This is a genomic window from Streptomyces sp. NPDC007983 (assembly GCF_042958345.1).
Classification (GTDB): domain Bacteria; phylum Actinomycetota; class Actinomycetes; order Streptomycetales; family Streptomycetaceae; genus Streptomyces.
Genome location: NZ_JBIBJI010000010.1, coordinates 23,381 through 44,232 on the forward strand (window position 1 = coordinate 23,381; position 20,852 = coordinate 44,232).

A 20,852-nucleotide genomic window follows, 5' to 3' on the forward strand; every position below is an offset into this window, starting at 1 on the left:
CCCGCGGTGCTGAGATGAGTCGATGAGCTCTTGTGGAGCAGGTCAGGAGAGCCCGAGCTCGTCGTCGAGGAGATCGAAGATCTCGTCTGCTGTCGCGGACTGGATTTCACGGTCTTGTGCGGTGCTGTCCGTAGCACTGTGCGTTTCATTCCACTTCGACAGGAGGTCGCGCAGGCGGGTGGTGATGCCGGGGCTCTCGACGTCGTCGGGGGCGATCGTGGCGAGGATCGCTTCCAGCTTGTCGAGTTCCGCGTGCACGGGCTGGTGTGCGGCCGTGGTGTCCAGGCCGAGTTCCTCGCGCAGATACCCGGCGAGGGCGGTGGGCGTCGGGTAGTCGAAGATCAGCGTGACCGGCAGCCGCAGTCCGGCGGCGGCACCCAGTCGGTTGCGCAGATCCACAGCGGTGAGCGAGTCGAAGCCCAGGTCGAGGAAGCCGCGCCCGGCGTCGACGTCGTCGGGGGTGGCGTGTCCGAGGACGGCCGCCACATGCGTCCGTACGAGGTCCAGCAGTTCGCGGTCGCGTTCGGTGGCCGAGAGCCCCGCCAGCCGCTCGGTGAGCGACCCGGAGTCGGCCACCGATCCGGCCGCCGTCCCGGCGGTACCGGTGGCTCCGGTGTCGGCGGAGCGCCGTACGGGGGTACGGACCAGGCCGCGCAGCAGCGGCGGCAGCAGCCCGGCTGCGGCCTGACCGCGCAGGGCGCCGGTGTCGATGCCGATGGGGACGAACACCGCGGCGCCGGCATCGCCACCCGAGAGCGTGTCCGTCACGTCGAACAGGGCCAGGCCCTCGTCCTGCGGCAGCGCCTCGTAGCCGCCGCGCGAGATTCGGTTCACGTCGGTGGACTCCAGGCTGCCCGCCATGCCGTCGGCCGCCGCCCACAGGCCCCAGGCCAGCGAACTCGCGGGCAGGCCCCGCGCGGCACGGTGCTGGGCGAGCGCGTCGAGGAAGGTGTTCGCCGCGGCGTAGTTGCCCTGCCCCGAGCTGCCGAAGGCTCCGGCGGCGGAGGAGAAGAGCACGAACGCGGACAGGTCCAGCTCGCGGGTCAGCTCGTGCAGATGCCAGGCGGCGTCCACCTTGGGGCGCAGCACCGCGTCGACGCGCTCGCCGGTCAGCGAGCTGATCACACCGTCGTCCAGGACGCCCGCGGTGTGCACAACGGCGGTGAGCGGGTGCTCTGCGGGGATCGCGGAGAGGACGGTGGCCAGGGCGTCCCGGTCGGCGGTGTCGCAGGCCGCCCAGGTCACCGTGGCTCCCAACCCGCTCAGCTCGGCGGCCAGTTCGGCCGCGCCGGGCGCGTCGCCGCCGCGCCTGGTGAGCAGCAGGAGCTGCCGTACGCCGCGCTCGGCGACCAGGTGGCGGGCGAACAGGCCGCCCAGTGCGCCGCTCGCACCGCTGAGCAGTACGGTGCCGTTCGGGTCGCCGAATCCGGCCGCCGACGGGGTGTCCGGGTCGGCCGGGACGCGGGCGAGCCGGTAGGCGTGTGCGGTGCCGGAGCGCAGCGCGAGCTGCGGTTCGTCGGTGGCGAGCGCCGTCGGCAGCGCCCGCTGGGAGGCGTCGGTGCCGTCGATGTCGACCAGGACGAACCGGCCCGGGTTCTCCGACTGGGCGGACTTGACCAGGCCCCACACCGTGGTGTGGGTCAGGTCGGCGATGTCCTCGCCGGGGTGTGCCGCGACCGCGCCGCGGGTCACGAACACCAGGCGGGTGTCTGCGAACCGCTGGTCGGCCAGCCACTTCTGGACGAGGTCCAGGGCGTCCCGGGCGGCGGCCTTGGCCGCCTCCGGCAGCGACGCACCCCCACCGGTGAGCGGGACGAGCACCACGTCGGGCGCGGTGCCGTCGAGTGCGTCGGTGAGCGCCGTCAGGTGCGGGTAGTCGTCCAGCCGCTCCCCCGCGGCCGTGAAGGCGGCATCGGCGCCGAGGGTCACCCAGCGTTCGCCGACCGGGACACCGGCGGCGGACGCGGGGACGGGCAGGGCCGTCCACTCCGGGCGGAACAGCGCCTCGTGGTACGCGGCGCGCGAGGCGTTGACCTGGTCGGCCGACAGCGGGCGCAGCACCAGCCCGTCGATGGTGGCGACGGGGGCGCCGGTGCCGTCCGCGAGGTGCAGCGACACTCCTTCGGCGGCCGGGCGCAGCCGTACCCGCAGCGACGCGGCGCCCCCGGCGTACAGCCGTACGCCGGTCCAGGCGAACGGCAGCCGCGCGCCTTCGGTCTCCGCGCCGTCCGGCGTGGCGAGGCCGAGGGTGTGCAGGACGGCGTCCAGCAGGGCGGGATGCACCCCGTACGAGGCGGCCTCGGGCTCGTGGCCGCGCGGCAGCCGGATGGTCGCGAACAGGTCGTCGCCTCGCCGCCAGGCGTCGTGCAGGCCCTGGAAGACGGGGCCGTAGCCGAGCCCGGCGGCGGCCGCGTGCTCGTAGAACGCGTCGGTTTCGAGGGCGGTCGCGTCGGCCGGCGGCCAGACGGACAGGTCGGCCTGGTCGGCCTGGTCGGCGGTCCCGGACGACGGGGTGAGGAAGCCGGTGGCGTGCCGGGTCCACGGCTCGTCGGCGGGGACGTCCTCCCGGCGGGAGTGCAGGGTCAGCTGGCGCCGCCCGCTCTCGTCGCCCGCCGCCAGCTCCAGCCGCAGCTGCACGGCGCCCTGTTCGGGCACGACCAGCGGCGCCTGGAGGGTCAGCTCCTCGACCGTGTCGCAGCCCGCCTCCTCACCGGCCCGCAGGGCCAGCTCGACGAAGGCCGTGCCGGGCAGCAGGACGGTGTCCATGACGGCGTGGTCGGCCAGCCAGGGGTGGGTCAGCAGCGACAGCCGCCCGGTGAACACGAAGCCGCCGGTGTCGGGGAGTTCCACCGCCGCGCCCAGCAGCGGGTGGCCCGCCGTGCCGAGGCCCGCGGAGGCCACGTCCTCGGCGGAGATGCCCACGTCGAGCCAGTAGCGCTGCCGCTGGAAGGGGTACGTCGGCAGCTCGACGCGGCGCGCGCCGCGCCCGGCGTAGACGGCCGCCCAGTCCAGGGCCACGCCGCGCACATGGAGCTGGGCGAGGGCGGTGACCAGCGCCCGGGCCTCGGGACGGCCGTTGCGCAGGGCGGGGACGAACACCGCCTGGACGTCGTCGTTCTCAACCTCGTCCCGAGTCTCCTGAGTCTCGGCGAGGCAGTTCTCGCCCATCGCGGAGAGCACCCCGTCGGGGCCGAGTTCCACGAAGGTGGTCACACCGTTGTCGCGCAGGGTGCGCACACCGTCGACGAAGCGGACGGACTCACGGACGTGGCGGACCCAGAAGTCCGGCAGCCGGATCTCGTCGGCCGTGGCCACGGTGCCGGTGAGGCAGGAGACCAGCGGGATCGTCGGGGCGTTGAACGTCAGGCCCTCCGCGACCTTGCGGAAGTCCGCGAGCATGGCGTCCATGCGCGGCGAGTGGAAGGCGTGGCTGACCGTGAGCCGCTTGGTCTTACGACCCTGCGCCTCGAAGAACGCCGCGATCTGCGCAGCGGCGTCCTCGTCGCCCGCGATCACGACCGACGTGGGCCCGTTGAGGGCGGCGATGCTGACGCGCTCGGTGAGCAGCGGCGCCACCTCGTCCTCCGACGCCTGCACCGCGATCATCGCGCCACCGGCCGGAAGCTCCTGCATCAGACGCCCACGCGCCGCCACCAACGTCGCCGCATCCGCGAGCGACAGCACACCCGCCACATGGGCAGCGGCCAACTCACCGATCGAGTGACCGGACAGGAAGTCCGCACGCAGACCCCACGCCTCCACCAGCCGGAACAACGCCACCTCGACCGCGAACAACGCGGGCTGGGTGAAGCCGGTCCGGTCCAGCGCCTCGGCGTCCTCCCCGAACAGCACCGTCTTCAGCGGCCGTTCGAGATGCTGGTCCAGCGCGTCGCACACCTCGTCCAGGGCCTGCGCGAACACCGGGAAATCCGCGTACAGCTCGCGGCCCATCCCGAGCCGCTGGCTGCCCTGACCGGTGAACAGGAACGCCACCTTGCCGCCGTCGGCGGCGACCCCGCGCAGCTCTGCCGCCGGGTGCTCACCGCGCGCCAGCGCGTCCAGCGCGCCCAGCACCTCGTCGTGGCCGTCGGCGACCAGGGCGACGCGGTGTTCGAGTGCGGCGCGGGTGGTCGCGAGGGAGAAGCCGAGGTCCGTGAGGTCGGTCCCGGCGGCGATCCGCGAGCGCAGCCGCCGCGCCTGGGCGCGCAGGGCGTCCTCGCCGCGCGCCGAGAGCAGCACAGGGACGTACGGCAGGGCCTCGGTGTCCGCCGGGGCGCCGCTCGCCTCCCGCGCGGGGGTGGGCGGCTGCTCGATGATGGCGTGCGCGTTGGTGCCGCTGATGCCGAACGACGACACGGCGGCGCGGCGCGGGCGGCCGGTCTCCGGCCACGTCTGCTGTTCGGTGAGCAGCGACACCGCGCCCGCCGACCAGTCGACGTGCGGCGACGGCTCGTCCACATGCAGGGTGCGCGGCAGCACACCGTGCCGCATGGACAGCACCATCTTGATGACACCGGCGACACCGGAGGCGGCCTGGGTATGGCCCAGGTTGGACTTGACGGAGCCCAGCCACAGCGGCCGTTCCGCGTCCCGCTCCCGGCCGTAGGTGGCGAGCAGGGCCTGCGCCTCGATCGGGTCGCCCAGCGTCGTCCCGGTGCCGTGCGCCTCGACGACGTCGACCTCGCCGGTGGCCAGGCGGGCGTTGGCGAGGGCCTGCCGGATGACGCGCTGCTGGGACGGGCCGTTCGGCGCCGTCAGACCGTTCGACGCACCGTCCTGGTTGACGGCGCTGCCCCGCACGATGGCCAGCACCTCGTGGCCGTTCTTCCGGGCGTCCGACAGCCGCTCCAGCAGCAGCATGCCCGCGCCTTCGCCCCAGCCGGTGCCATCGGCGGCGGCGGCGAAGGACTTGCAGCGGCCGTCCCTGGCCAGCCCGCGCTGGCGGCTGAAATCGATGAAGGTACCCGGGGTGAACATCACCGTGACACCACCGGCCAGCGCCAGCGAGCACTCGCCGTTGCGCAGCGCCTGCGCCGCCAGGTGCAGCGCCACCAGTGACGACGAGCAGGCCGTGTCGACCGTGACGGCCGGGCCCTCCAGGCCGAAGGTGTACGCGACGCGGCCGGAGACCACGCTGCTGGAACTGCCGGTGCCGAGGTAGCCCTCGACGCCGTCGGGCACGGCGTGCAGCCGGGACCCGTAGTCGTGGTACATGACGCCCGCGAACACACCGGTCCGGCTGCCGCGTACCGACGACGGGTCGATGCCCGCCCGCTCGAACGCCTCCCAGGACGTCTCCAGCAGCAACCGCTGCTGCGGGTCCATCGCCAGGGCCTCGCGCGGGGAGATGCCGAAGAACGCCGGGTCGAACTCGGCGGCGTCGTGCAGGAAGCCGCCGTCGCGGGCGTACGAGGTGCCCGGGGTCTCCGGGTCCGGGTCGTACAGGGCGTCGAGATCCCAGCCACGGTTGTCCGGGAAGCGCGTGATGCCGTCCTCCCCCGCGGAGAGCATCTGCCACAGCTCCTCGGGGGTGGTGACCCCGCCGGGGTAGCGGCAGCTCATCGCCACGATCGCGATCGGATCGTCGTCGGTGGCGGCGGCGGCGGTGACCGGTACCGGCGTGTGCACCTCCGCCGTGTCCTCGCCCACCAGCTCGGTCCGCAGATGGCGGGCCAGGACCTGCGGGTCCGGGTAGTCGAAGATCAGCGTCGCGGGCAGCCGCAGACCGGTCACGGAATTGAGCTGATTACGCAGCTCAACCGCCGTCAGCGAGTCGAAGCCCAGATCCTTGAACGCCCGCCCGGTGCCAATGGTGTCCGCACCCGCGTAACCCAGCACGGTCGCCACCTGCGCACGGACCAGGTCCAGCAGCAGCCGCTCCTGCTCCGCCACGCTCAACCCCGCCAGCCGACCGGCCGGCCCCGCATCGCCACCCGCCGCGACCGCGTCCACCACGCGCCGCACCGGGATGCGCACCAGGCCACGGAAGAGGGGCGAGATCGCGGGCTGGTTGCGCAGCGCCGCGAGGTCCACCCGCATCGGCACCAGCGAGGGCGCGTCCATGGTCAGCGCGGTGTCGAGCAGCGCGAGGCCGTCCGCCACCGGCAGCGGCGGAAGCCCGGCCCGCCGCATGCGGTTGATGTCCGCTTCGTCCAGGGTGGTGCCCATACCGGCCCCGGCCCACAGGCCCCACGCCAGCGAGGTGGCGGGCAGACCCTGGGCCGTACGGTGCTGGGCGAGCGCGTCCAGGAAGGCGTTGGCGGCGGCGTAGTTGCCCTGCCCAGGGCCACCGAAGACGCCGGAGGAGGACGAGAACAGGACGAACGCCGCGAGGTCGAGGTCCGCCGTCAGCTCGTGCAGGTTCCAGGCCGCGTCCACCTTCGGGCGCAGGACGTGGTCGATGCGCTCGGGCGTCAGCGAGCCGATCACACCGTCGTCCAGCACACCCGCCGTGTGCACCACGGCCGTCAGGGGGCGTTCGGCGGGGACGGCGGCGAGGGTCGCGGCGAGCGCGTCCCGGTCGGCCACATCGCAGGCCGCCCAGCGCACCTGAGCACCCAACTCGACCAGCCCGGCACCGAGTTCGGCGGCACCCGGCGCCTGGTCACCACGGCGGCTCACCAGCAGCAGATGCCGTACGCCACGCTCCGCGACCAGGTGACGCGCCACCAGCCCGCCCAGCGAACCGGACGCACCGGTCACCAGCACGGTGCCCTCGGGGTCCAGGCCGCGGGCGGTCTCCGCCTCCGGCTCCACCGGCTCGACGGCCACCCGCGACAGCCGTGGCGTCGACACCACACCCGCGCGGATCGCGAGCTGCGGCTCGCCCGATGCCACGGCGGCGGGCAGCGCCTGCGCCGACTCGTCCCGGCCGTCCACATCCACCAGGACGAAACGGCCCGGGTTCTCCGACTGCGCCGAGCGCAGCAGACCCCATACGGCCGCACCGGCCGGGTCCGCCACCGGCTCACCGGCGTCGGCGGCCACCGCGCCACGGGTCACGACCACCAGCGGCGCGTCCCCGAACCGCTCCTCGCCCAGCCACTGCTGGACGGTGGCAAGCGCCTCGGCGGCGGCCCGGTGCGCACCCGCGGCCACGTCATCGCCGTCCGCGCTCGTGGACGGCGCCACGACGACGTACTCGGGCGACGGAGCCGTACCCGAGGCGACCGCCTCGGCCAGCGCCGCGAGGTCCGCGTACGCCGTGCCACCGAGGCCCAGGGTGTCCGTGCCCAGAGCAGCCCAGCGGCCGTCCGCCGGGGCGTCCGTCAGGGCCACGGGCCCGGACGCCATCCACTCCAGGCGGAACAGCGACTCGTGGTACGCCGTACGCGCGCTCCGCAGCTGCTCGGCCGAGACCGGGCGCAGCCCCAGCGTCTCGACGGCGCCGACCGGCGCACCGGTGGTGTCGGCGATCTCCAGCCGCACCCCGTCGTTGCCCGCGGGCACCAGGTGGACGCGCAGCGCCGACGCGCCGCTCGCGTACAGCGACACCCCGGTCCACGCGAACGGCAGCCGCCCCTCGCCGCCTGTGTTGCCCAGCCCGTCGAGCCCGATGGCGTGCAGGGCGGAGTCCAGCAGCGCCGGGTGCAGGCCGAACGCGGCGGCCTCCTCGGCCACGTCATCGGGCAGCGCCACCTCGGCGTACACCTCGCCGTTGCGCTGCCACGCCCTGCGCAGCCCCCGGAACGCCGGGCCGTACGCGAAACCGATGGTCAGCAGGGACTCGTAGCGGCCGTCGAGGTCGATCTCGGTGGCATCGGCGGGCGGCCACGCGCCCAGCTCGAACATCGCCTCCGGGCGACCGCCCGACGCGAGCACACCGGTCGCGTGCCGGGTCCACGGCTCCTCGGCGGGCAGGTTCTCCACGCGCGAGTGCAGCGTCAGCGGACGGCGGCCCAGCTCGTCGGCCGCGCCCACCGAAAGCCGCAGCTGTACGCCGCCCTGCTCGGGCAGGACCAGCGGCGCTTCGAGGGTCAGCTCTTCGAGGTAGTCGCAGCCGACCTGGTCACCGGCGCGGATCGCCAGCTCCACGAACGCGGTGCCCGGCAGCAGCACGCTGTCCAGGATCGTGTGGCCCGCGAGCCAAGGGTGGGTGGACAGCGCCAGCCGGCCGGTGAACAGCATCCCGTCCGAGTCGGGCAGTTCGGCACTCGCGCCGAGCAGCGGGTGCTCGGCCTCGCCCAGACCCACCGCGGCCACGTCGCCGAGGAACAGCGACGACACCTTCGGCCAGTAGCGCTGGCGCTGGAAGGCGTACGTGGGCAGCTCGACCTGCGCGGCGCCCGTACCGGCGTGGAACGCCGTCCAGTCCACCGCCATGCCACGGACGTGCGCCCGCGCGAGGGCCGACAGCAGCGCCTCGGCCTCGGGACGGTCCTTGCGGCAGACGGACGCGAACGCGGCATCGTCGCCGGTCACGCACTCCTGAGCCATGGCGGTGAGCACACCGTCCGGGCCCAGCTCGACGTAGGTGGTGACGCCCTGGGCTTGGAGGGTGCGTACGCCATCCAGGAAGCGGACGGCTTCGCGGACGTGGCGCACCCAGAAGTCCGGGCTGGTGATGTCTTCGGCGGAGACCAGCTCGCCGGTGAGGTTGGAGACGATCGGGATGCGCGGAGCCTCGTACGACAGCCCCTGCGCCACCTCACGGAATGCCTCCAGCATCCCGTCCATGCGCGGCGAGTGGAACGCGTGGCTGACCGTGAGCCGCTTCGTCTTACGACCCTGCGCCTCGAAACCCGCCGCAACCTCCAGAACCGCGTCCTCATCACCCGCGATCACGACCGACGTCGGGCCATTGACAGCGGCGATCGAGACACGCTCGGTGAGGAGCGGCGCCACCTCGTCCTCGGCGGCCTGGACGGCGATCATCGCGCCACCGGCCGGAAGCTCCTGCATCAGACGCCCACGAGCGGCCACCAGCGTGCACGCGTCCGCGAGCGACAGCACACCCGCCACATGCGCGGCGGCCAGCTCACCGATGGAGTGGCCGGACAGGAAGTCCGCCTTCACACCCCATGCCTCGACCAGCCGGAACAGCGCCACCTCGACCGCGAACAGCGCAGGCTGAGTAAACGCCGTCTGGTCCAGCACCGAGGCGTCATCCCCGAACAGGACATCCCGCAACGGCCGTTCCAGATGAACATCCAGGTGCGCGCACACCTCGTCCAGCGCGTCCGCGAACACCGGATACGCCTCGTACAGCTCACGGCCCATCCCCAGCCGCTGGCTCCCCTGACCCGTGAACAGGAACGCCACCTTGCCGCTCGCCACCGAGCCCTCGACCAGGCCCGGTGCGGTGTTGCCGTCGGCGAGCGCGTCCAGGGCGGTCAGCAGTCCGGCGCGGTCGGCGGCGACCAGTGCGGCCCGCTCCTCGAACGCCGTACGCCGCGTGGCGAGCGTGAACGCCACGTCGGCCACGTCCAGCTCGGGGCGGGAGTCGAGGTGTGCGCGCAGCTGAGCGGCCTGGCCGCGCAGCGCCTCGGGGGTCTTGGCCGACAGCACCCAGGCGGCGGGGCCGTTGACCTGCGAGGGCTCCTCGGCTTCCTCGGCTTCGCTTGCCGGGGCCTGCTCGATGATGGTGTGGGCGTTGGTGCCGCTGATGCCGAACGAGGACACCGCGGCGCGGCGCGGACGGCCGTTCTCGGGCCACTCCCGCGCCTCGGTCAGCAGCGCGACGGCGCCCGCCGACCAGTCGACCTCGGGTGTGGGCTCGTCCACGTGCAGCGTCTGCGGCAGCACGCCGTGCTGCAGCGCCAGCACCATCTTCATCACGCCCGCCACACCGGCGGCGGCCTGCGTGTGGCCGAAGTTGGACTTGATGGACCCCAGCCACAGCGGCTGGTCCGCGTCGCGCTCCTGGCCGTACGTGGCGAGCAGGGCCTGCGCCTCGATCGGGTCGCCCAGCCGGGTGCCCGTACCGTGCGCCTCGACGGCGTCGACTTCGGCGGCGGAGAGACCCGCCCCGGCCAGTGCCTGCCGGATGACGCGCTGCTGCGACGGGCCGTTCGGCGCGGTCAGGCCATTGCTCGCGCCGTCCTGGTTGATGGCCGAACCGCGGACGACGGCGAGCACCGGGTGCCCGTTGCGCCGCGCGTCCGACAGCCGCTCCACGAGCAGCATGCCCACGCCCTCACCCCAACCGGTGCCATCGGCCCCGGCCGCGAACGCCTTGATACGGCCATCGGCGGCCAGCCCACGCTGACGGCTGAAGTCCACGAACGAACCCGGCGTCGACATCACCGTCACACCACCGGCCAACGCCAACGAGCACTCACCCGCACGGAGCGCCTGAATCGCCCAGTGCAACGCCACCAGCGACGACGAACACGCCGTGTCCACCGTCACCGCCGGACCCTCAAGACCCAGCGCATACGACACCCGACCGGACATCACACTGGCCGCGTTGCCCGTCCCCATGAAGCCTTCCGACCCGTCGGGGGCGGAAAGGATCACGGGCAGGTAGTCCTGGCCGTTCGTCCCGGCGAACACGCCGACCTGCCGGCCGCGCAGCGTCGTCGGGTCGATGCCCGCCCGCTCGAAGGCTTCCCACGACGTCTCGAGCAGCAGCCGCTGCTGCGGGTCCATGGCAAGGGCCTCGCGCGGCGAGATCCCGAAGAAGACGGGGTCGAACTCGGCGGCGTCCGCGAGGAATCCGCCCTCCCGCACATAGCTGGTGTTCTCGGCGCCGGACTCGGGGTCGTACAGCGACTCGACGTCCCAGCCACGGTCGGCCGGGAAGTCCGTCACCGCGTCCTGCCCGGACGCGAGCAGCCGCCACAGCTCCTCGGGGGTGCGGACACCGCCCGGGAAGCGGCAGCTCATGCCGACGATCGCGATCGGGTCGTCATCGACGGCCACGCCCACGGACGACGCGCCGGTGACGACCGGGCGCGAGCCGAGGAGTTCGGCCTGGAGGTGGTCGGCGAGGGCGAGCGGGGTCGGGTAGTCGAAGATGATGGTGGCGGGCAGCTTGAGCCCGGTGAGCGTGCCGAGCAGGTTGCGGATTTCGACGGCGGTGAGCGAGTCGAAGCCGAGGTCCCGGAAGGCGCGGCTGGGTTCCACCGAGTCCGGCCCGGGGTGGCCGAGGACGACGGCCACCTGGGTGCGGACGAAGTCCAGGGTGAGCTGGTCGCGTTCCTCGTCGGTCGCGGCGCCGGCCAGCTGCCGCGCCAGCGACGACGGGTCGCCGGGGGTGGCCGCGGCAGGGGCACCGGCGGCGCGGGCCGCGTCGAGGGCGCGGCGGGCGTCGGGGAGGTCGGCGATCAGCGGGTTCGGGCGGTTGGCGGTGAGGCCGGGCGCGAAGCGGTCCCAGTCGATGTCCACGACGAGGGAGAAGGTCTCGTCGAGGTCGAGCGCGGCGCCCAGGGCGGTGGTCGCGGCCTCGGGGTCGAGGGCGGGCAGCCCGGACTGCCGGAGGCGTTCGGCGACGAGTTCGTCGGTGGCCATGCCGCCCTCGGCCCAGGCGCCCCAGGCGACGGAGGTGGCGGGCAGGCCCTCGGCGCGGCGCTGTTCGGCGAGCGCGTCGAGGTAGGCGTTGGCGGCCACGTAGTTGGCCTGGCCGGCGGCGCCGAAGGTGGCGGACATGGAGGAGAACAGCACGAAGGCGGACAGGTCGTGTCCACGGGTCAGTTCGTCCAGGTGGCGTGCCGCGTCGGCCTTGGCGCGCAGTACGTCGGCCATCCGCTGCGGGGTCTGGGCGTCGAGCACCCCGTCGTCGAGCACACCGGCGGCGTGGACGACGGTGGTCAGCGGGTGTTCCGCCGGTACGGTCGCGAGGAGCGCGGCGAGGCCGTCGCGGTCGGCGACGTCGCAGGCGGCAATGGTCACCTCGGCGCCCTGGGCGGTGAGTTCGTTGGCCAGTTCGGCCGCGCCGGGGGCGTCGGGGCCGCGGCGCCCGGCGAGCAGCACATGGTCGGTGCCGTGGGCGACCAGCCAGCGGGCGACGTGTGCGCCGAGGGCGCCGGTGCCGCCGGTGATCAGTGCGGTGCCGTGGGTGGTCCAGCCGTCGCCGGTGGTCTCGTGGTGCGGTGCGCGGGCGAGCCTGCGGGCGTGGACGCCCTGCGGGCGGATCGCGAGGTGGTCCTCGTCGCGGAGCGCGTCGGGTCCGGCGAGGATGTCGGCGAGCCGGGCGAGGGCGCGGTCGTCGGCGGTCTCGGGGAGGTCGATCGACCCGGCCCAGCGGTCGGGCTGTTCGAGGGCGACGGTGCGGCCGAGGCCCCAGATCTGGGCCTGGTGGGCGCTGGTGAGCCGGTCGGAGCGGCTGACGGAGACGGCGCCGCGGGTGGCGGACCACAGGGGGGCGTCCGTACCGGCGTCGCCGAGGGCCTGGACGAGGGCGAGGGTGCCCGCGAGTCCGGCGGTGAGCGAGGGGTGTGCGGTGTGGGGGCGCTCGTCGAGGCCGAGGAGGGACAGCACGCCGTCGACGCCCGCCGCGTCGCCCGAATTCAGGGTGGCGCGGAGCTGTTCGGTGACCGTGGCGCGGTCGTCGGTGGTGCCGTCGACGGTGAGGTGGTGGACGCGTATGCCGCGTTCGGCCAGGGTCCGCAGCGGTCCCGCGACCCAGGGGTGGTCGGCGTGTGCGGCGGGGGTGGCGACGAGCCAGGTGCCGGTGAGCGGCGTGGCCGGATACGGCGGCAGCGGCTTCCAGGTGGTGCGGTAGCGCGAGCCGTTGACGGTGGTGTCGACGTGGTTGCGGTGGCGCCACGCGGACAGCGCGGGCAGCACCTCGCTGAGCGGCTGGTCGCCGTCGAGCCCGAGGGTGTCGACGAGGGCGGCCAGGTCCTCGCTGTGGACGACCTCCCAGAACCGGGCGTCGGCGAGGGCCGGTGCGCTCGTCTCGGCGGCGGATTCGTCCCCGTACGAGAAGGGGTTGGCGGGCCAGTAGCGCTGCCGCTGGAAGGCGTACGTGGGCAGGTCGACGCGGCGGGCGCCGGTGCCCGCGTAGTACGTGTTCCAGTCGACGGGTACGCCGCGGACGTGGGCGTGGGCGAGCGCCTGGTGGACGGTGCGGGTCTCGGGGCGGCCGGGGCGCAGGGCGGGCAGGAACGCGAACGTCCTGGTCCTGCCCTCGGTTACGCACTCCTGGGCCATGGCCGAGAGCACGCCGTCGGGGCCGAGTTCGACGAAGGTGGTCACGCCGAGGTCTTCCATGCGGCGCACGCCGTCGAGGAAGCGGACGGCCTCGCGGACGTGGCGGACCCAGAACTCGGGCGTGGTGATCTCGTCGGCGCTCACCAGATCGCCGGTGAGGTTGGAGACGATCGGGATCTGCGGGGCCTCGTAGGTGAGGCGCTGCGCGACCTGGCGGAAGTTGTCCAGCATCGCGTCCATGTGCGGGGAGTGGAACGCGTGGCTGACGTTGAGCCGCTTGGTCTTGCGGCCCCGCTCCTCGAACGACGCCGCGATGGCGACAGCCGCGTCCTCGTCGCCCGCGATGACGACCGACGTCGGGCCGTTCACGGCGGCAATGCTCACGCGGTCGGTCAGCAGCGGCAGCACCTCGTCCTCGGCGGCCTGTACGGCGATCATCGCGCCGCCGCCGGGGAGTTGCTCCATCAGCTGGCTGCGCGCGGCGACCAGCGCGGACGCGTGGGTGAGGGACAGCACCCCGGCCACGTGGGCGGCGGCGATCTCGCCGATGGAGTGGCCGGACAGGAAGTCGGGCAGCAGGCCCCACGACTCGACGAGGCGGAACAGCGCCACCTCGACGGCGAACAGGGCGGGCTGGGTGTAGCCGGTCCGGTCGAGCGCCGCGGCGTCGTCGCCGAACAGCACGTCCTTCAGCGGCCGGTCGAGGAAGCGGTCGAGCTGGGCGCAGACCGCGTCGAGCGCCTCGGCGAACACCGGGTGGCTCTCGTACAGTTCGCGGCCCATGCCGAGCCGCTGGCTGCCCTGGCCGGTGAAGAGGAACGCGATGTTGCCCTCGACGGCCAGGCCCTCGGTGACCTCGGGGTGGTGGCGGCCTTCGGCGAGCGCCGCGAGGCCCGCGAGGAGTTCGTCCCGGTCGGCGGCGGCGACCACGGCGCGGCGGTCGAGGGCGGCGCGGGTGACGGCCTGTGAGTAGGCGACGTCGGCGGGCCGGTGGCCGGGGTGCGCGGTGAGGTGGGCGTGCAGTTGGGCGGCCTGGGCGCGCAGCGCGTCCTGGTTCTTGCCGGACAGCGCGACGGGCGTCAGCGTTTCCCGGGCTGCCACGGGCTCGGCCACGAGGTCCGTGGGGGCGGCCGGGGCGGGGGCCTCCTCCAGGATGGTGTGCACATTGGTGCCACTCATGCCGAACGACGACACGCCCGCGCGGCGCGGCTCGGCGCCCTCGGGGTCGTGCGGCCAGGCGCGGGTGGCGGTGAGCAGTTCGACGTCCCCGGCGGTCCAGTCGACGTGCGGGGTGGGCTCGGTGAGGTGGAGGGTCTTGGGCAGCGCCCCGTGGCGCATGGCCATGACCATCTTGATGACGCCGCCGACACCGGCGCCCGCCTGCGCGTGGCCGATGTTGGACTTGATGGAGCCGATCAGCAGCGGCTTGCCCGCGGGCCGGTCCTGGCCGTAGGTGGCGAGCAGCGCCTGCGCCTCGATCGGGTCGCCCAGGGCGGTGCCGGTGCCGTGGGCTTCGACGGCGTCGACCTGGTCGGGGGAGAGCCGGGCGTTGGCGAGCGCCTGGAGGATGACGCGCTGCTGGGAGGGGCCGTTGGGGGAGGTGAGGCCGTTGCTGGCGCCGTCCTGGTTGACGGCGGAGCCGCGGACCACGGCGAGCACCGGGTGGCCCTTGCGCTGGGCGTCCGACAGCCGCTCGACCAGCAGGATGCCGACGCCCTCGCCGAGGCAGAAGCCGTCGGCCTCCGGGGCGAACGGCTTGGAGCGGCCGTCGAGGGCCAGTCCGCGCATCTTGCTGTAGTCGACGAACACGCCGGGCGCGCACATCAGGGTCGCGCCGCCGGCCAGGGCGAGCGAGCATTCGCCCTGCCGCAGCGCCTGCACGGCGAGGTGGAGCGCCACCAGCGAGGAGGAGCAGGCGGTGTCGACGGTGACCGCCGGGCCCTCGAAGCCGAAGGTGTACGAGAGGCGGCCGGAGGCGACGCTCGCGGCGTTGCCGGTACCGAAATAACCCTCGAAGTTCTCGTTGGAGCTGAGGATCGCCCCGAGGTAGTCGTGATTGCTGGTGCCGACGAAGACGCCGACCTGCTTGCCGCGCGCCGAAAGCGGGTCGATTCCGGCCCGTTCGAAGGCTTCCCAGGAGGTTTCCAGCAGCATGCGCTGCTGGGGGTCCATGCCGAGCGCTTCACGGGGGCTGATGCCGAAGAGCGACGGGTCGAAATCGGCGATTCCGTCGACGAATCCACCCTCGTGCACATAACTGGTGCCGGGGTGGTCCGGGTCCGGGTGGTACATCCTGTCGACATTCCACCCGCGGTCCACGGGGAAGTCGCTGACCGCGTCGACGCCTTCGCTGACGATGCGCCACAGGTCCTCGGGCGACCGGACGCCTCCGGGATAACGGCAGCCGATCCCCACGATGGCGATGGGGTCGTGGTTCTTCGCCTCGGCCTCTTGCAGGCGGAGGCGAGTCTGATGCAGATCCGCCGTTACCAGCTTGAGGTAGTCCCGCAGCGTCTCTTCATTCGCCATTTACGCAATCCATTTACGGCAGACGGCATCGGAAATGCTCCACAGATCCTCAACAGGGGAGCCGGTAACCAACAACCAATTAGTCGACTTCTCCACGAGAGGCTATGTCCGCGTTAACCCTTCCGACAACCCCTAGCTGCCCCCTACGACCCCCTGGTGACCCAGGGACTCGATAGGGGGCAGCCGGTATTGGAGAACTCTATTCAAGGGTGGGGAAAATCCTGTCCGACATCGAGAACGACGTCAATAGCAGAATTCGCTTCACGCCCTTCCGAGTCCCTTGTTGATGAATGCGAACAGCTCTTCGTCACTGGCCGACTGGAGCTGATCGGCGTCGGCCGCGCCCTGCGCGAGGGCTTCGGACGGGGCCGCCGCGGGCTCGGCCGGGGCGGCGGTGTCGTCCGACTCGTTCCACTTCGCCAGCAGCGACTGGAGGCGCATGGTGATGCGCGCCCGGGTGATGTTGTCGGGCGCGCTGCCCGCGAGCACGGTCTCCAGCCTGTCGAGTTCTTCGAGCACCGGGGCGCCGGTGGCCGCCGCGTCGGGCGCGATCTCGGCCCGCATGTGGGCCGCCACGGCGGCCGGGGTCGGGTGGTCGAAGATCAGGGTCGGCGGCAGCTTGAGCCCGCTGGCCGCGCCCAGCCGGTTGCGGAGTTCGACGGCGGTGAGCGAGTCGAAGCCCAGGTCCTTGAACGCCCGGCCCGCCTCGATCGCCTCGGCCCCGGAGTGTCCCAGCACGGCGGCGACCGCGCTACGCACCAGCTCCAGCAGCACCCGCTCCCGTTCGGTCTCGGGCAGCGTCGCCAGCTGCCCGGCCAGCGCCTCCCCCGCGGAGGTGTCCCCGGTGGCGTCGGCCCGCGCCTCCTCGACGACCTCGCGGGCCTCGGGCAGTTCGTCGAGCAGCGGACGCGGCCGGTCGGCGGTGAAGGCGAGCGTGAAGCGGCGCCAGTCCATGTCGATGACGGTGAGCGCCGTCTCGTCCCGGTCCAGGGCGTGCTGGAGCGCCGCGGTGGCCGGTGCGGGCGCCATCTCGTTGATGCCGTGGCGGCGCATCCGGTCGCCGGTGGCGCCGTCCACCGTGCCGCCGTCGCCCCACGGGCCCCAGGACACGGTGGTGGCGGGCAGCCCGTCCGCACGGCGCTGCTCGGCGAAGGTGTGCAGGAACGCGTTGCCGGGCGCCTGGTTGCCCTGGCCCGGTGCGCCGAACGTCGCGGAGAAGTGCGAGAACAGCACGAACGCGGTCAGGTCCAGCTCCCGCGTCAGCTCGTGCAGATGGCGCGTGGCGTCCACCTTGAGCCGCAGCACACGCTCCGCCCGGTCCGGGGTCAGCCCCTCGATCACCCCGTCCTCGATGACGGCGGCGGTGTGCATGACGGCCGTCAGCGGCTGGTCGGCCGGGATGGCCGCGAGGGTTTCGGCGAGCGCCGCCCGGTCGGTCACATCGCACGCGGCGAGGGTGACCTTGGCACCGAGCCCGGTCAGTTCGGCCTCCAGCTCCACCGCGCCGGGGGCGTCCGCGCCCCGGCGGCTCGCCAGCACCAGGTGTTCGGCGCCACTACGAGCCAGCCAGCGGGCGACCTCCGCGCCGAGGCGTCCCGTACCGCCGGTGACCAGCGTGGTGCCGGACGGCTTCCAGGACCGTACGGGGGGCGTGTCGGCGAGCGGGGCGCGCACCAGGCGGGGCCCGAAGACGCCCGCCTCGCGGATCGCGACCTGGTCCTCGTCGTGGTCGGCGGCGAGGACGCCCATGAGCCGGGACAGCGCCTGCTCGTCGGGCGCCCGGGGCAGGTCGATCAGACCGCCCCAGCGCTCCAGGTGCTCCAGCGCGGCCACCCGGCCCAGGCCCCACACGAGGGCCTGTTCGGGGTGCTCCGGCCGGTCGCCGTCGCCGGTGGAGACCGCGCCCCGCGTCAGGCACCACAGCGGGGCGCCGATTCCGGCGTCGCCGAGCGCCTGGATCAGCGCGAGCTGGGCGGCGGCTCCGGCGGGCAGCGAGGGGTGCCCGGGGTGCGCGTCCCCGGCCGGGGGCAGCAGCGACAGCACCCCGGCGAAGTCCCCGCCCGCCTCGGTGTGCGCGGTGCGCAGCCAATCGGCCAGCTGCTCACGGCCGTCCGCGCCGGGGTCCGCCACGATCTGCTGGACGTCGGCGCCGCGCCCGGTCAGCGCGCCGGTCACGGCGGCCGTCCAGGCGTCGTCGGTGCCGGCCGCGATGACGAGCCAGCGCCCGTCCGGGCGCGCTGACCGCGCCTCGGCGAGCGGCCGCCACGTCACGCGGTAGCGCCAGCCGTCCACCGTGGACTGCTCGCGGGCCTGCTTGCGCCAGGACGCGAGGGCGGGCAGGACGGCGCTCATCGGCTGGTCGCCGTCGACGGTCAGCTCGGCGGCCAGGGCCTGCCAGTCCTCGGCCTCCACCGCCGCCCAGAACGTGGCCTCCACGGCGTCGTGCCGGGTCTCCCCCGCCGCGCGCCCGGGCCCGGCCTCGGGCCAGTAGCGCTGGTGCTGGAAGGCGTACGTGGGCAGCTCGACACGGCGGGCTCCGGTGCCGTCGAACACCGCGTGCCAGTCCACGGCGACACCGCGCGACCACGCCTCGCCGACGGAGGCCCAGAAGCGGTCGAGGCCGCCCTCGTCGCGGCGCAGCGACCCGATCGCGGCCGCGTCCACCCCGGCGTCCTCGGCGGTCTCCTGCACGGCCATCGTCAGCACCGGATGCGCGCTGGACTCGATGAACACGCCGAAGCCCTCGTCCAGCAGACGCCGGACGGCGCCTTCGAGTTCGACGGTGCGGCGCAGGTTGGTGAACCAGTACTCGGCGTCCAGCTCCGGCCCCTCGGCCCACTCTCCCGTCACGGTGGACAGGAACGGCACCTGCGCGGTCCTGGGCTGTACGGGGGCCAGCAGCGTGAGGAGTTCATCGCGCAACAGCTCGACCTGCGCGGAGTGCGAGGCGTAGTCCACCGGCACCCGGCGCGCCCGGACCTCGTCCGCCTCGCAGGACGCCAGCAGCTCATCCAGCGCGGCGGGTTCGCCCGAGACCACCACGGCCGAGGGCCCGTTGACGGCGGCCACCGAGATGCGCTCCTCGCCCCAGGGTGCGATCCGCTGCCGTACCTGGGACACCGGCAGGGCCACGGACACCATGGCGCCCTTGCCCGCCAGCACCCGGCCGATCGCCTGGCTGCGCAGCGCCACCACTCGGGCCGCGTCCCGCAGCGACAGGGCGCCCGCCACGCACGCGGCGGCGATCTCGCCCTGCGAGTGGCCGACCACGGCGGACGGTTCGACGCCGAGCGAACGCCACACCTCCGCCAGGGACACCATCACCGCGAACAGCGCCGGCTGGACCACATCCACCCGGTCCAGCGACGGCGCCCCGTCCACCCCGCGCAGCACATCGACCAGCGACCAGTCGGTGAACTCCGCGAGCGCGGCGGCGCACTCCTCGATGCGGGCGGCGAACACCGGTGAGGCGTCCATGAGCCCCACGCCCATCCGCACCCACTGGGACCCCTGGCCGGGGAAGACGAACGCCGTCTGCCCCGCGACCACGGAGCCCCGCTCCACGCCCGCCGCCATGCCGCCGTCAGCGAGGGCGGTCAGCCCGGCCACCAGTTCGTCGCGGTCCCGGCCCTGGACCACGCCGCGTACGTCCAGCGCGGCGCGGGTCGTGGCCAGCGACAGGCCCACGTCCACCAGGCGCAGCGCCGGTTCGTCGTGGAAGCGGTCCAGCAGCCGCCGGGCCTGGGCGCGCAGCGCGGCCTCGCTCTTGCCGGACACCACCCACGGCACCACGCCCGGCTGCTTGGACACCAGCTCGGCGGGCTCCCGCTCCTCGGCGGGCGCCTGCTCGATGATGGTGTGGGCGTTGGTGCCGCTGAAGCCGAACGAGGAGATGCCCGCGCGGCGCGGGCGGCCCGTCTCGGGCCACGGCGTGGCCGAGGTGACCAGCGAGACCGCGCCCGAGGACCAGTCGATGTGCGGGGACGGCTCGGCGATGTGCAGCGACTCCGGCACCACGCCGTACCGCATGGCCAGCACCATCTTCATCACGCCCGCGATGCCCGCTGCGCCCTGGGTGTGGCCGATGTTGGACTTCACCGACCCCAGCAGCAGCGGCAGTTCCCCGGGGCGGTCCGCGCCGTAGGTGGCGAGCAGCGCCTGCGCCTCGATCGGATCGCCCAGCGACGTCCCCGTGCCGTGCGCCTCGACCACGTCCACATCGGCGCCGGACAGCCGCGCGTTGGCCAGCGCCTGCTGGATGACGCGCCTTTGGGAGGGGCCGTTGGGCGCCGTCAGGCCGTTGGACGCGCCGTCCTGGTTGACGGCGGAACCGCGGACGACCGCGAGCACCTGGTGGCCGTTCTTCCGCGCGTCCGACAGCCGCTCCAGCAGCAGGACGCCCACGCCCTCGGCCGGGCCGAAGCCGTCGGCGTCGGCCGAGAACGCCTTGCAGCGGCCGTCCCGGGACAGCCCGCGCTGACGGCTGAACTCGATGAACAGACCGGGCGTGGACATCACGTGGACGCCGCCCGCCAGCGCGAGCGAGCACTCGTCGAGCCGCAGCGACTGCACGGCCAGATGCAGCGCCACCAGGGACGCGGAGCAGGCCGTGTCCACGGTGACGGCCGGGCCCTCCAGGCCGAAGGCGTAACTGAGGCGGCCGGAGACGACGCTGCCGGCGTTGCCCGTGCCCAGGTGCCCGCCGAAGTCGTCGTCGGCGTCGAGCGCGACCGTCAGATAGTCGGAGGCGTTCATGCCCGCGAACACACCGGTACGGCTGCCGCGCAGGGTGGCCGGGTCGATGCCCGCCCGCTCGAACGCCTCCCACGACGTCTCCAGCAGCAGCCGCTGCTGCGGGTCCATCGCCATCGCCTCACGCGGCGAGATCCCGAAGAACGCCGCGTCGAACCGGGTGGCGTCGCTGAGGAATCCGCCCTCGCGGGTGTACGTGGTGTCGGGGGTGTCCGGGTCCGGGTCGAACAGGTTCCGCAGGTCCCAGCCCCGGTCGGCCGGGAACGCCGTCTGCGCCTCGCCACCGGAGGCCATGAGCTGCCACAGCTCCTCGGGCGTGTGCACACCGCCGGGGAAGCGACAGCTCATGCCCACGATCGCGATGGGCTCATGGGCCTGTTCGTCGACCTCCTGCAGACGCCGATGGGCGGCGGTGAGGTCGGTGGTGACCTTCTTCAGATATTCGCGGAGCTTGGCTTCGTTCGCAGTCGCCATGG

Annotated in this window: 2 protein-coding genes; both read right to left on the reverse strand. The window is 73.6% G+C overall.

Annotation, left to right across the window (positions count from 1 at the left end; all coding sequences use genetic code 11):
* Positions 1–42: 42 nt before the first annotated feature.
* The gene (locus tag ACFZCY_RS28570) at positions 43–15,606 is read right to left on the reverse strand and encodes a type I polyketide synthase (protein WP_391179752.1); all 15,564 of its coding nucleotides are present in this window, start codon (positions 15,604–15,606) and stop codon (positions 43–45) included.
* 279 nt (positions 15,607–15,885) lie between these two features.
* Positions 15,886–20,850, reverse strand: a complete 4,965-nt coding sequence (locus ACFZCY_RS28575; RefSeq protein ID WP_391179329.1) for a type I polyketide synthase — start codon at positions 20,848–20,850, stop codon at positions 15,886–15,888.
* Between the last annotated feature and the right edge of the window lie 2 nt (positions 20,851–20,852).